We start from the raw sequence: 12,983 nt of genomic DNA, 5'->3' as shown, positions 1-12,983 counted from the left end.
AAAGGTTAACCGGCTAAACGCGCCAGCAACAATTCACCCGCAGAGGAAACCGCACTCACGCGCGCCTCACGGCCTTGTGCCTGATAATCAATGTGTATTTCGACATCCGGGTCAGGAAGAACACCTGTACCTTGTTGTGGCCACTCCACCAGGCAGATGGCATCGTTGGCAAAATAATCGCGGATCCCCATAAACTCCAGCTCCTCGGGATCGGCAAGGCGGTACAAATCAAAGTGATAAACCATTAAGTTGTCGAGCGTATAGGGTTCGACCAGCGTATAAGTGGGGCTTTTGACATTACCCTGATGGCCCAAAGCCTGTAAAAAGCCCCGGCTAAAGGTGGTTTTACCTGCGCCTAAATCGCCATACAGATAGATTACGGTTGCGCCATCGCAGGCTTTCGCTACCCGCTCGCCCAGGTCTAATGTTGCCTGCTCATCAGGGAGCGGAATTACTCGATTCATCATGGTTTTTATCAGTCACTTCCGGGTTAACAATACGCTGTAGCGTGGAAAAGAGATCGGTTGCCAGCATCCCGCGCGTTCCAAAACGCACCGCCAGTACGTCAGCTGCCGCACCGTGCGCGACACAGCCCGCACAGGCTGCATCATACGGCGACAGTTTTTGCCCAAGCAATGCGCCAATAATACCAGAGAGCACATCGCCCATACCGCCGCTCGCCATGCCTGCATTTCCGACATCAATAATGCCTAAAGCGTCAGGATGGGCGGCGACCACGGTTCCTGCACCTTTCAGCACCGCGACGCCGCCATAACGTTGTACCAGACGTTGGGCGAAATGTAAGCGGTCACTTTCAATCTCTGCTACGGAACAGCCCAACAACCGCGCGGCTTCGCCAGGATGCGGCGTGATCACGCGATTGTGACGCTTATCGGGATTGATTGCCAGCAGGTTCAATGCATCGGCATCCCACAACATCGGTTTGCGAAAATTCTCAACTTTTTGCAGGGCTTTTTTCCCCCACTCTTGCTGGCCCAGTCCGGGACCAATCACCACCACATCGGCCCATTCCAGGCTTTCGGTAAGAGAGTCCATAGTCAGTTCATGTACCATCAATTCCGGTCGTGCAGTCAGCAGCGGCGCAATGTTCTCACTGCGGGTCAGCACTCGGACTAAACCAGCACCAGCACGCAGCGCCGCTTCCCCCGTCATACGAATAGCCCCCGCCGTGCCGTGATCGCCACCGATAATCACCAGCCGCCCGTGATCGCCTTTATGCGAAGTCGGGCGACGCGGTTTCAGCCAGTGAGAAAGTTGTTCTGCCGAAAACCGCTGAATTTTCGTCTCCTGACCTGCCAGCCAGCTATCCAGCCCCAGTGAGTCAAAATGCAGTTGTCCGGTAACATCCCGCGCTTTTCCAGTGAGCAAGCCTGGTTTCAGCGCAATAAAAGTGATGGTGTGATCGGCGTTGATCACCGCGCCTGGCGTAGCGCCGGTTTCAGCCAGCAGGCCGGAAGGGATATCAACCGCCACAATCGGCGCAGGATGGGAATTAGTGTGGTCGATTAACTGGCTAATGGATTCACGGGGCGCTTGCTGCAAGCCGGTACCGAGCAGCGCATCAACAATCAGATCTACCGACTCGGGCCAGACAATATTCGACGCATGGATCTCGCCTCCCGCGTTTAACCATGCTTCACGTGCCAGCGCGGCCTCTTCCGGCAACGGTTTGTCACTTTCCTGGGTCAGCAGCGTAACCTCAATGCCGACCGCTTTGGCCAGCCGCGCGACCACGTAGCCATCGCCGCCGTTATTACCATGACCGCACAGCACCAGCCAGTGGCGGGCGTCAGGATAAGCCGAACGACACACCTGGAATGCGGCTTCGCCAGCGCGAAGCATCAGCTCATAGAGAGTGAGCCCCAGCGCATCTGCCGCCTCGCGTTCTCCGCGGCGGATATCGTCGGCGTACCAGACGGTGTGTGGTATACTTACGGGGTTTTTCTTCATTGTATGGTCCGTCATGTCAGAGCCCCTCGATCTCAATCAGTTAGCGCAAAAAATTAAACAGTGGGGGCTGGAACTGGGCTTTCAGCAGGTAGGTATTACCGATACCGATCTCAGCGCGTCCGAGCCCAAACTGCAAGCATGGCTGGACAAACAATACCACGGCGAAATGGACTGGATGGCGCGTCACGGTATGCTGCGTGCTCGTCCTCACGAATTATTGCCCGGTACGCTGCGCGTGATCAGCGTGCGGATGAATTACCTTCCTGCTAACGCCGCATTTGCCAGCACGCTGAAAAACCCCAAGCTCGGCTATGTGAGCCGTTATGCGCTGGGCCGTGACTATCACAAACTTCTGCGCAACCGACTCAAAAAGCTGGGCGAGATGATTCAGCAACATTGTGTTTCGCTGAATTTTAGACCGTTTGTCGATTCTGCGCCTATTCTCGAGCGTCCGTTAGCTGAAAAAGCAGGACTCGGCTGGACAGGTAAGCACTCACTTATCCTCAATCGCGAGGCTGGTTCGTTCTTCTTTTTAGGCGAATTGCTGGTCGATATTCCTCTGCCCGTGGATCAACCGGTCGAGGAAGGATGCGGTAAATGCGTGGCCTGTATGACGATTTGCCCGACCGGAGCCATCGTCGAACCATATACCGTCGATGCTCGCCGCTGTATCTCTTATCTCACCATCGAACTGGAAGGGGCGATCCCGGAAGAGTTGCGACCGTTAATGGGAAACCGTATTTATGGTTGCGATGACTGCCAGCTTATCTGCCCGTGGAATCGCTATTCGCAACTCACTACAGAAGACGATTTCAGCCCGCGTAAGCCGCTACACGCTCCGGAACTCATTGAGTTATTCGCCTGGAGCGAAGAGAAGTTTTTAAAAGTCACGGAAGGTTCGGCGATTCGCCGTATAGGTCACCTGCGTTGGCTGCGTAATATCGCCGTAGCATTAGGCAATGCCCCCTGGGATGAAACGATTTTGACAGCGCTGGAAAGTCGTAAAGGTGAGCACCCACTTCTTGATGAGCACATAGCGTGGGCGATTGCGCAGCAAATCGAGAGACGAAATGCGTGCATAGTCGAAGTGCAATTACCGAAAAAACAGCGTCTGGTTCGGGTGATTGAAAAAGGGTTATCGCGTGACGCCTGATTCATCCACAGCTTGTGAATAAAAATAAAAACACATTGCAATTCAAGACGAATAAAATCGTCAAGTGATCGACTCGACAAAACAGAATCTTAATTTTCAACTTATATATCAATAAGTTAAAAAAATACCATTCACCGTGCGAAGTTTCTTTGAAATTAAGATTACAGCCTGAGACTGTGGATAACTCTGTTTACAAGAGTTTGTCAGAGACAACAAAAACCAGCAATAACGCATCGCGTCGCTGTGGATATTTTATTGAGAGAAGAATTTGGAGCGGGAAACGAGACTCGAACTCGCGACCCCGACCTTGGCAAGGTCGTGCTCTACCAACTGAGCTATTCCCGCTTGGGTGGTCTGTGCTTTACAGCACTTTCAAATTTTGGAGCGGGAAACGAGACTCGAACTCGCGACCCCGACCTTGGCAAGGTCGTGCTCTACCAACTGAGCTATTCCCGCTTAATCTTCGTCTTTCGAACCGCTACTGCCTTGGCTGCCTTCACTCACCTTAGTCACTTACTTTTGTAAGCTCCCAAGGATTCGTTCAGTTGCCGCCTTGTCGCAATTCGAAATACTGCGATTGGGTGGTCTGTGCTTTGCAGCACTTTTCAAATTTTGGAGCGGGAAACGAGACTCGAACTCGCGACCCCGACCTTGGCAAGGTCGTGCTCTACCAACTGAGCTATTCCCGCGTACTACTTAATTTTGCTTTCGTAATTTTCGCATTTCTGCGTCGTTACGGGAGGCGCATTATACGAGAAATCTTTCCCTCTGCAACCCCCCTAAAAAATTTTTTTTGAGTTTTTATCTCAAATGCTGAAATTATCAGCAAGACGTTCAATTTAGCGTCAAAATCACGCCGCCGCAAGTGGATTCCGGCGCTTACGTGACCAGGAAAAATTTTACAGCTTGATAAAATGCTCGCGGTAGTAAGCCAACTCCGCCACCGATTCACGGATATCATCCATCGCCTGATGCGTCCCCTGCTTGGTAAAGCCATCAAGAATTTCCGGCTTCCAGCGGCGCGCCAGCTCTTTCAGGGTGCTGACATCGAGATAGCGGTAGTGGAAGTAGGCTTCCAGCTCCGGCATGTATTTAAACAGGAAGCGACGGTCCTGACCGATGCTGTTACCGCAAATCGGCGATTTTCCCGCAGGCACCCACTGTTTTAAGAATTCGAGCGTTGCCAGTTCAGCGTCACGATCGCCCATTGTGCTCGCTTTCACGCGCTCCACCAGCCCGCTGGCGGTATGGGTGCGCACGTTCCAGTCATCCATCAGCGCCAGCTGTTCATCAGACTGGTGTACTGCAATGGTCGGCCCTTCTGCCAGAATATTCAGGTTGGCATCGGTCACCAGCGTGGCAATCTCAATAATGCGATCGCGCTCGGGATCCAGACCGGTCATTTCAAGATCGATCCAAATCAGGTTGTTTTCATTGGCACTCATGCTATTTTCCACCCATTCACAGTGACTATATTGATCCACAATTGCGTGTATCATAGATGTTTTGCCCATCAGGGGCGACCAGGAGTCTGTACGATTGAGTAAAAATAAACTCTCCAAAGGCCAGCAGCGCCGCGTGAACGCCAATCACCAGCGTCGTCTTAAAACGTCTAAGGAGAAGCCCGACTACGACGACAATCTGTTTGGCGAGCCTGATGAAGGTATCGTCATCAGCCGCTTTGGTATGCACGCTGATGTGGAATCCGCCGATGGCGACGTTCACCGCTGCAATATTCGCCGTACCATCCGTTCGCTGGTGACCGGCGACCGCGTAGTCTGGCGTCCGGGTAAACCGGCGGCGGAAGGCGTAAATGTCAAAGGGATCGTGGAAGCGGTGCATGAGCGCACCTCGGTGTTGACGCGTCCGGATTTCTACGACGGCGTGAAACCTATTGCCGCCAACATCGACCAGATTGTCATTGTCTCCGCCATTTTGCCGGAGCTGTCGCTCAATATTATCGACCGTTACCTGGTGGCCTGCGAAACCTTGCAGATTGAGCCGATTATTGTGCTCAACAAGATAGACCTGCTGGACGACGAAGGTATGGAGTTCGTCAACGAGCAGATGGATATCTACCGCAATATCGGTTATCGCGTATTGATGGTTTCCAGTCATACTCAGGATGGGCTGAAACCGCTGGAAGAGGCGTTGACCGGGCGCATCAGCATTTTTGCCGGGCAGTCCGGCGTCGGGAAATCCAGCCTGCTGAACGCGCTGCTGGGGCTGCAAAAAGAGATCCTGACCAACGATGTCTCTGACAACTCGGGGCTTGGTCAGCACACCACGACCGCCGCTCGGCTGTATCACTTCCCGCACGGCGGTGATGTGATTGACTCCCCTGGTGTGCGTGAGTTCGGCCTCTGGCACCTGGAGCCGGAACAAATCACTCAGGGCTTTGTCGAATTCCATGACTACTTAGGTCTGTGTAAATATCGCGATTGCAAACACGATACCGATCCGGGCTGCGCTATCCGGGAAGCGGTTGAGGAAGGGAAAATCGCGGAAACCCGTTTCGAAAACTATCACCGTATTCTGGAAAGCATGGCGCAGGTAAAAACGCGTAAAAACTTTTCTGATACGGATGACTGACAATTAAGCTAACCGTCGTTAGAATCGTCCCCTTTTTTTCAGGATCCGGCATGTAGGCCGGATCAGGAACGACAAAACAATGGCCTGGAGGCTACCTTGTTAAATTCATTTAAACTTTCGCTACAGTACATTCTGCCGAAACTATGGCTTACTCGCCTGGCGGGTTGGGGCGCAAGCAAGCGGGCAGGATGGCTGACAAAACTGGTTATCGATCTGTTCGTTAAATACTACAAGGTCGACATGAAAGAGGCGCAAAAGCCGGATACCGCCAGCTACCGCACCTTTAACGAATTCTTTGTCCGTCCGCTGCGTGACGAAGTACGCCCAATCGATACCGATCCGAATGTACTGGTTATGCCTGCCGATGGCGTTATCAGCCAGTTGGGTAAAATCGAAGAAGATAAAATCCTGCAAGCCAAAGGCCACAACTACAGCCTCGAAGCCCTGCTGGCAGGCAACTATCTGATGGCGGATCTCTTCCGTAACGGTACGTTTGTGACCACTTACCTCTCCCCACGTGACTACCACCGCGTACACATGCCGTGCAACGGTATTCTGCGTGAGATGATCTACGTGCCGGGCGATCTCTTCTCCGTTAACCATCTCACCGCTCAGAACGTGCCGAATCTGTTTGCCCGTAACGAACGCGTGATCTGCCTGTTCGATACCGAATTTGGCCCGATGGCGCAGATTCTGGTCGGTGCGACGATTGTAGGCAGCATTGAGACGGTCTGGGCGGGCACCATTACGCCGCCGCGCGAAGGCATCATCAAGCGCTGGACCTGGCCTGCCGGGGAAAACGACGGTTCTGTGGCACTGCTGAAAGGCCAGGAAATGGGTCGCTTTAAACTCGGTTCCACCGTTATCAACCTGTTTGCACCGGGTAAAGTGAATCTGGTTGAGCAACTGGAAAGCCTGTCTGTCACGAAAATTGGCCAGCCGCTGGCAGTATCTACCGAAACCTTTGTTACGCCAGACGCTGAACCCGCCCCGCTTCCTGCTGAAGAGATCGAAGCAGAACACGACGCCAGCCCATTGGTTGACGACAAAAAAGACCAGGTCTAATCCATCAAAGGAAACGCTGACGTGCGCCTGATTATCACTTTTCTGATGGCCTGGTGCCTCAGTTGGGGGGCGTACGCCGCGACGGCCCCCGATAGCAAACAAATCTCACAAGAACTGGAGCAGGCAAAAGCGGCGAAGCCCGCGCAGCCGGAAGTCGTAGAGGCGCTCCAGTCTGCCTTAAATGCGCTTGAGGAACGGAAAGGTTCCCTTGAGCGCATCAAGCAATATCAAGAAGTCATTGATAATTACCCGAAACTTTCCGCTACTCTGCGCGCACAATTAAACAACATGCGTGACGAGCCGCGCAGCGTGTCACCGGGGATGTCTACCGACGCTCTGAATCAGGAAATTCTCCAGGTCAGCAGCCAGTTGCTGGATAAAAGCCGTCAGGCCCAGCAAGAGCAGGAGCGCGCCCGCGAGATTGCCGATTCGCTGAATCAACTGCCGCAACAGCAAACCGACGCCCGCCGTCAGTTAAATGAGATCGAGCGCCGCCTGGGAACGCTTACCGGCAATACCCCGCTTAATCAGGCGCAAAATTTCGCGTTGCAGTCTGACTCCGCACGTCTGAAAGCGCTCGTTGATGAACTGGAGCTGGCGCAGCTGTCTGCCAATAACCGCCAGGAATTAGCGCGCTTACGCTCTGAGCTGGCGGAAAAAGAGAGCCAGCAACTGGATGCATATTTGCAGGCCTTACGTAATCAGTTGAACAGCCAACGTCAGCTTGAAGCGGAGCGGGCGCTGGAAAGTACCGAATTACTGGCAGAAAACAGCGCCGATTTGCCGAAAGATATCGTCGCGCAATTCAAAATTAACCGCGAACTATCGGCGGCGCTGAATCAACAGGCGCAGCGGATGGATCTCGTTGCCTCGCAACAGCGTCAGGCTGCCAGCCAGACGTTACAGGTCCGGCAGGCGTTGAATACGCTGCGTGAACAGTCGCAATGGCTGGGATCGTCCAACCTGCTCGGCGAAGCGTTGCGGGCGCAGGTGGCACGGCTACCGGAAATGCCAAAACCACAACAGCTTGATACCGAAATGGCGCAGTTGCGTGTGCAACGGTTACGTTATGAGGATCTGCTTAATAAACAGCCGCTGCTACGGCAGATTCATCAGGCCGACGGTCAGCCGCTGACCGCCGAGCAAAACCGTATTCTGGAAGCACAGCTACGCACTCAGCGTGAGTTGCTGAACTCATTGTTGCAGGGTGGCGACACGCTACTACTGGAACTGACCAAGCTGAAAGTCTCCAACGGGCAACTGGAGGATGCGCTGAAAGAGGTGAACGAAGCGACGCACCGCTATCTGTTCTGGACCTCTGACGTGCGCCCGATGACCATCGCCTGGCCGCTGGAGATCGCCCAGGATCTGCGTCGTCTCATTTCGCTGGACACCTTCAGTCAGTTGGGCAAAGCCAGTGTGATGATGCTGACCAGCAAAGAGACAATTTTGCCGCTGTTTGGCGCGTTGATTCTGGTCGGTTGCAGTATTTACTCGCGCCGCTATTTCACCCGTTTTCTTGAACGTTCGGCGGCGAAAGTCGGCAAAGTGACTCAGGATCACTTCTGGCTGACGTTGCGCACCCTTTTCTGGTCGATACTCGTCGCGTCACCGTTGCCGGTGCTGTGGATGACGCTGGGTTACGGCTTGCGCGAGGCGTGGCCTTATCCGCTGGCGGTCGCGATTGGTGATGGCGTAACAGCCACCGTGCCGCTGCTGTGGGTAGTGATGATTTGCGCCACCTTTGCTCGCCCGAACGGCTTGTTTATCGCTCATTTTGGCTGGCCGCGCGAACGGGTTTCCCGTGGGATGCGCTACTACCTGATGAGCATCGGGCTTATTGTGCCGCTGATTATGGCGCTGATGATGTTCGATAACCTCGACGACCGTGAATTCTCCGGTTCGCTGGGACGGCTTTGCTTTATCCTCATTTGCGGTGCGCTGGCGGTGGTCACTCTCAGTCTGAAAAAGGCCGGGATCCCGCTGTATCTCAACAAAGAAGGCAGCGGTGACAACATTACCAACCATATGCTGTGGAACATGATGATTGGCGCACCGTTGGTTGCTATTCTGGCGTCGGCGGTGGGTTATCTGGCAACGGCACAGGCGCTGTTAGCGAGGCTTGAAACCTCGGTTGCCATCTGGTTCCTGCTACTAGTGGTTTATCACGTTATCCGCCGCTGGATGCTGATCCAGCGCCGCAGGCTGGCGTTTGACCGGGCGAAGCATCGCCGGGCAGAGATGTTAGCGCAACGTGCGCGTGGCGAAGAGGAAGCTCATCATCACAGTAGCCCGGAAGGGGCAATTGAAGTCGATGAAAGCGAAGTCGATCTCGATGCCATCAGTGCGCAATCCTTGCGGCTGGTGCGCTCAATTTTGATGTTGATCGCCCTGCTTTCGGTCATTGTGCTGTGGTCAGAAATCCATTCCGCTTTCGGCTTCCTCGAAAATATTTCGCTGTGGGATGTCACCTCCACGGTACAGGGCGTAGAAAGTCTGGAGCCGATTACCCTCGGTGCGGTGCTGATTGCCATTCTGGTGTTTATCATCACCACGCAGCTGGTGCGCAACCTGCCCGCGCTGCTGGAACTGGCGATTTTGCAGCACCTGGATTTAACGCCGGGTACAGGTTACGCCATCACCACCATCACCAAATATCTGCTGATGCTGATTGGCGGGCTGGTCGGCTTCTCAATGATTGGTATTGAGTGGTCGAAATTGCAGTGGCTGGTCGCCGCGCTCGGTGTTGGTCTCGGTTTTGGTTTGCAGGAAATTTTCGCCAACTTTATCTCTGGCCTGATCATCCTGTTCGAAAAACCGATTCGCATTGGCGATACGGTAACGATCCGCGATCTTACTGGTAGCGTGACGAAAATTAACACCCGCGCCACCACCATCAGCGACTGGGACCGTAAAGAGATAATCGTGCCGAACAAGGCGTTTATTACCGAGCAGTTTATCAACTGGTCGCTCTCTGACTCGGTCACGCGCGTGGTGTTGACGATTCCGGCCCCTGCCGATGCCAACAGTGAAGAAGTGACGGAAATCCTGCTCACCGCAGCGCGTCGCTGCTCGCTGGTGATCGACAACCCGGCACCGGAAGTCTTCCTGGTGGATCTGCAACAGGGGATTCAGATTTTCGAGCTGCGTATTTACGCCGCTGAGATGGGTCACCGTATGCCGCTACGCCATGAGATCCACCAGCTAATTCTGGCAGGCTTCCATGCCCACGGTATCGATATGCCATTCCCGCCCTTCCAGATGCGTCTGGAAAGCCTCAACGGTAAACAAACGGGGAGAACGCTGACGTCTGCGGGCAAAGGTCGTCAGGCGGGAAGTTTGTAATGCATGAAGCTGCCAAATGATGTCAACGTGGCTCATTTAGCAGCTTAACATCATCTTCAGTTATCACCGGCCCTGGAGAGTATCATCCATACGCATTACTTCCTGACAACTCATCGTCGGAGAGACGATGAGTTGCAGGATTTCATAGGATCAGTCGAGAGCTAACTCAGGTTTATTCGCCATGCGACTGCAATAGTTCTGGTAAATCGCCATCGCTAACAGCGAGAAGAAGACAGGGCCGCCAATCATCCACAATGTGCTGTCCCAGTCTCCGGCTTCAACCACAGGTTGAATGATGGTGAAGACGTTCGCAAATGTCACCACCAGTACAACAACCACCGTCGCAATCATTGCCGACATACGCGTTTTGAAAATCACAAATGGTCTGTCGAGATCCTGACGTGCTTTAAAGAATGGGAAAGCCAGCGCGAGGAACAAGTAAGGAAGCGTCATAGACACGTTCGCCATCAGCGTCAGCTTGTTAAAGAACGCCGATGCGGTACCGCCACCAAACGAAACCAGCAGGATGAAGACAGTAACCAACCCGCACTGCATCCACATGGCGATAGACGGCATCCCCATCGCATTCAGGCGCGTCATCGGTTCCGGCCACAACGCTTTCGGCGTCCCCTGGATGATGGCTTTCAGCGGTGAATAGCAAAGCGTAAAGAACGCACCGGTATAAGCGAGGAACATCGAAAGTCCGGTAATACGCGCAAACCACACGCCCAGCGACAATGACGCTTCAGGTGACAAATGCAGTGCGTTACCCAGCGTCACCCCGAGGCTCTTCATCAGCACATAGGTAATATTGCCGAGGTTAACGGAACCATTACTTAATACCTGCTGCCAGTTTGTGCTGACGCCCCATAAAAATATTGCCAGCGAATAACCGATTGAAATAACAATAGCGGCAAAAACAATACCTTTGGCAAAGTTCTTTTCTGGATTTTCCGTTTTATCGACCAGACCACCAACCGCTTCAATTCCGCCATAGGCAAAAATAGCAAATACCACAAACGATAGCATTGCCAGACCGGACTGATAACCTGGGTTCGGTGATGCAAGGAAATTAATATCCTGCGCGAAATGCCCACCATTTAATAACAAAATAGTAATGCTTACTAACAGCAATACTAAATTCAGACACATTACTGCAATACCGCCCACCGCAGTAATGCGGGCAATTTTATTAATCCCCTTTGAAGCAACGACGGTGACCAGAATCATCCATGCCACTGCCAGCAGACCAACCACCTGCGTAGGCTCCAGTCCGGCAATACGCCAGTGCTGGGTCATGTCGCTACCATAGAGGAATGTTGAGAACGGTACCCAAACTTTCGCGGAGGTACTCACCATCCAGATGATATAAGAGGAAAACCACATAAATGTACCAATGAAGGCAAAACGTGGTCCGACACTATTATTCATCCAGGAATAGATACCGCCTTCTTCTTTGCGATAAGCAGCTCCCATTTCAGCCATCATTAAGGCGAATGGAATAAAGAATAACAATGCAGAAAATATATAAAAGGGAATCGCACTATAACCCATTAAGTAATAAGCCGATGGGCTATTGGCAAATCCAAATACGGAAGTAAAGATCATCAATATGAGTCCTATCAGACTCATCTTTTTTATCGTGTGAGGCATGAAACCATCCTTCATTTCAGCGCGTGTATAAAACGCGCCCACTGAACTGCACTGCCCAACATTGAGCGGGCAGCGTAAAAACCAATACAGAATTGATACCTGGATGATATCAAATATCCAGTCTTAAATTGTGGCCTTTAGCGGAAAAATGAAAACATATGCTACAGAATGGCGCTTATCACGCCATTCTTCGCGGTTAATTCAGTAATTTTTCAGAATTATGCCCGGTCAACGCTAAAGGCGATGACTTCAGCCAGTGTCTCCGCGCCCAGCGCCAACATCACCAGACGATCAACACCTAATGCCACGCCGGAACAGTCAGGCATACCGACTTTCAAGGCTTCAATCAGATTCTGATCAATGGGGTGCTGCGGCAAACCGCGCGCCGCGCGCTTACGGTTATCTTGTTCAAAGCGTTGTTGCTGCTCACGGGCATCCGTCAATTCATGGAAACCATTCGCCAGCTCAATACCTTTATAATAAACCTCAAAGCGTTCAGCGACCCGATGATCTTCGGTACTGATTTGCGCCAGTGATGCCTGGCTGGCCGGAAAGTGGTACACAAAGGTCGGTTTTTCTTTGCCAATATTTGGCTCTACGCCAAAGGTAAACAGCAGTTGTAGCAGCGTGTCGCGGTCTTCTTCGGTATCGGCAACGTTGCTCAAATCCAGTTTCGCTGCCACTTCCCGCAGTTGCGTTTTGTCGGCAGAGAGCGGGTCAATTTCCAGATAACGCAAGAAAGCTTGTTGATAAGAAAGGCTTTCTGCTGCCGGGCAGTCAAGCACCTGTTGTAAGAGATCGTCCACCTCGTTCATCAACCGGTACATATCATAGTGCGGTCGATACCACTCCAGCATAGTGAACTCAGGGTTGTGATAACGCCCCATCTCTTCATTACGGAAGCTGCGGCACAGCTGGAATACCGGCCCACAACCGGCAACCAGCAGGCGTTTCATATGGTATTCCGGGCTGGTCATTAACCAGAGATTCATCCCCTGCGAATGCCCGGGGCCAACGAAACGTGTCTCAAACGGGACCAAATGAATATCGGTTACCGTCGCCTGGCTCATACAAGGCGTCTCCACCTCCAGCACTCCACGATCGGCAAAGAAACGACGGATCTCCGCCATAATCGCCGCGCGTTTTAATAAGTTAGGAATGGATGCGCTCGGCTGCCAGGATGCCGTTTCGCTCATAGTTAAAT

At 52.7% G+C, this 12,983-nt stretch carries 10 protein-coding genes and 3 tRNA genes; 4 read left to right on the top strand and 9 right to left on the bottom strand.

The genetic code is table 11. The features are described from left to right. Positions 1-5 precede the first annotated feature (5 nt). Both tsaE and nnr read right to left on the bottom strand, forming a co-directional pair. Positions 6-467: a tRNA (adenosine(37)-N6)-threonylcarbamoyltransferase complex ATPase subunit type 1 TsaE gene (gene tsaE, locus ACJHX3_RS04590; RefSeq protein WP_000981977.1), complete on the bottom strand. Its 462-nt coding sequence runs from the start codon at positions 465-467 to the stop codon at positions 6-8. After that, positions 439-1,986 (bottom strand): bifunctional ADP-dependent NAD(P)H-hydrate dehydratase/NAD(P)H-hydrate epimerase, encoded by a 1,548-nt coding sequence (gene nnr / locus ACJHX3_RS04585; protein WP_001468904.1) that lies wholly within the window; start codon positions 1,984-1,986, stop codon positions 439-441. The genes tsaE and nnr overlap by 29 nt, the downstream gene beginning before the upstream one ends. Here nnr and queG point away from each other — a divergent pair. Beyond that, entirely contained in the window at positions 1,985-3,124 is a 1,140-nt protein-coding gene (gene queG, locus ACJHX3_RS04580; protein ID WP_410236125.1) for a tRNA epoxyqueuosine(34) reductase QueG, read from the top strand. The two genes, nnr and queG, sit on opposite strands and share 2 nt — an antisense overlap. Here the strand turns inward: queG and ACJHX3_RS04575 are convergent. The 5 genes from ACJHX3_RS04575 to orn all read right to left on the bottom strand — a co-directional run bounded on the left by ACJHX3_RS04575 (position 3,107) and on the right by orn (position 4,569). Continuing rightward, a complete protein-coding gene (locus ACJHX3_RS04575) occupies positions 3,107-3,160 on the bottom strand; it encodes a hypothetical protein (RefSeq protein ID WP_101679539.1) in 54 nt (17 codons plus the stop codon). The two genes, queG and ACJHX3_RS04575, sit on opposite strands and share 18 nt — an antisense overlap. Before the next feature lie 233 nt (positions 3,161-3,393). Beyond that, positions 3,394-3,469 (bottom strand) — tRNA-Gly (locus tag ACJHX3_RS04570). Positions 3,470-3,504: 35 nt separating this feature from the next. Then, a tRNA-Gly gene (locus ACJHX3_RS04565) sits at positions 3,505-3,580 on the bottom strand. 157 nt (positions 3,581-3,737) lie between these two features. Beyond that, positions 3,738-3,813: transfer RNA gene (locus ACJHX3_RS04560), tRNA-Gly, on the bottom strand. A gap of 210 nt (positions 3,814-4,023) precedes the next feature. Then, a complete protein-coding gene (gene orn, locus ACJHX3_RS04555) occupies positions 4,024-4,569 on the bottom strand; it encodes an oligoribonuclease (protein WP_077547871.1) in 546 nt (181 codons plus the stop codon). 94 nt (positions 4,570-4,663) lie between these two features. On the opposite strand from orn, the gene rsgA reads away from it, so the two are divergent. The 3 genes from rsgA to mscM all read left to right on the top strand — a co-directional run bounded on the left by rsgA (position 4,664) and on the right by mscM (position 10,126). Beyond that, a complete protein-coding gene (gene rsgA, locus ACJHX3_RS04550) occupies positions 4,664-5,716 on the top strand; it encodes a small ribosomal subunit biogenesis GTPase RsgA (RefSeq protein ID WP_000041976.1) in 1,053 nt (350 codons plus the stop codon). 96 nt (positions 5,717-5,812) lie between these two features. Next, entirely contained in the window at positions 5,813-6,781 is a 969-nt protein-coding gene (asd, locus tag ACJHX3_RS04545; RefSeq protein ID WP_000934920.1) for an archaetidylserine decarboxylase, read from the top strand. Positions 6,782-6,802: 21 nt separating this feature from the next. Continuing rightward, positions 6,803-10,126 carry a miniconductance mechanosensitive channel MscM gene (mscM, locus tag ACJHX3_RS04540; protein ID WP_001236802.1) on the top strand — a complete coding sequence of 1,108 codons (3,324 nt, stop codon included), beginning with the start codon at positions 6,803-6,805 and terminating at the stop codon, positions 10,124-10,126. A 150-nt stretch (positions 10,127-10,276) separates the two neighbouring features. On the opposite strand, the gene yjeM is transcribed toward mscM, so the two are convergent. Next, the gene (yjeM, locus tag ACJHX3_RS04535; protein ID WP_001300174.1) at positions 10,277-11,779 is read right to left on the bottom strand and encodes a glutamate/gamma-aminobutyrate family transporter YjeM; all 1,503 of its coding nucleotides are present in this window, start codon (positions 11,777-11,779) and stop codon (positions 10,277-10,279) included. 218 nt (positions 11,780-11,997) lie between these two features. After that, the gene (epmA, locus tag ACJHX3_RS04530) at positions 11,998-12,975 is read right to left on the bottom strand and encodes an elongation factor P--(R)-beta-lysine ligase (protein ID WP_000004771.1); all 978 of its coding nucleotides are present in this window, start codon (positions 12,973-12,975) and stop codon (positions 11,998-12,000) included. Between the last annotated feature and the right edge of the window lie 8 nt (positions 12,976-12,983).

It is taken from the genome of Escherichia sp. WS1265 (genome assembly GCF_046487585.1).
GTDB lineage: Bacteria > Pseudomonadota > Gammaproteobacteria > Enterobacterales > Enterobacteriaceae > Escherichia > Escherichia coli.
The sequence above is the reverse complement of the archived record's forward strand: the minus strand, read 5'-3'. Positions and strand labels throughout refer to the sequence as shown.

Excerpts from the sequence above, each read along its gene's own strand:
- epmA (WP_000004771.1), bottom strand. The coding sequence starts at position 12,975 with ATGAGCGAAACGGCATCCTGGCAGCCGAGCGCATCCATTCCTAACTTA.
- nnr (WP_001468904.1), bottom strand. The coding sequence starts at position 1,986 with ATGACGGACCATACAATGAAGAAAAACCCCGTAAGTATACCACACACC.
- queG (WP_410236125.1), top strand. The coding sequence starts at position 1,985 with ATGTCAGAGCCCCTCGATCTCAATCAGTTAGCGCAAAAAATTAAACAG.
- yjeM (WP_001300174.1), bottom strand. The coding sequence starts at position 11,779 with ATGCCTCACACGATAAAAAAGATGAGTCTGATAGGACTCATATTGATG.
- orn (WP_077547871.1), bottom strand. The coding sequence starts at position 4,569 with ATGAGTGCCAATGAAAACAACCTGATTTGGATCGATCTTGAAATGACC.
- tsaE (WP_000981977.1), bottom strand. The coding sequence starts at position 467 with ATGATGAATCGAGTAATTCCGCTCCCTGATGAGCAGGCAACATTAGAC.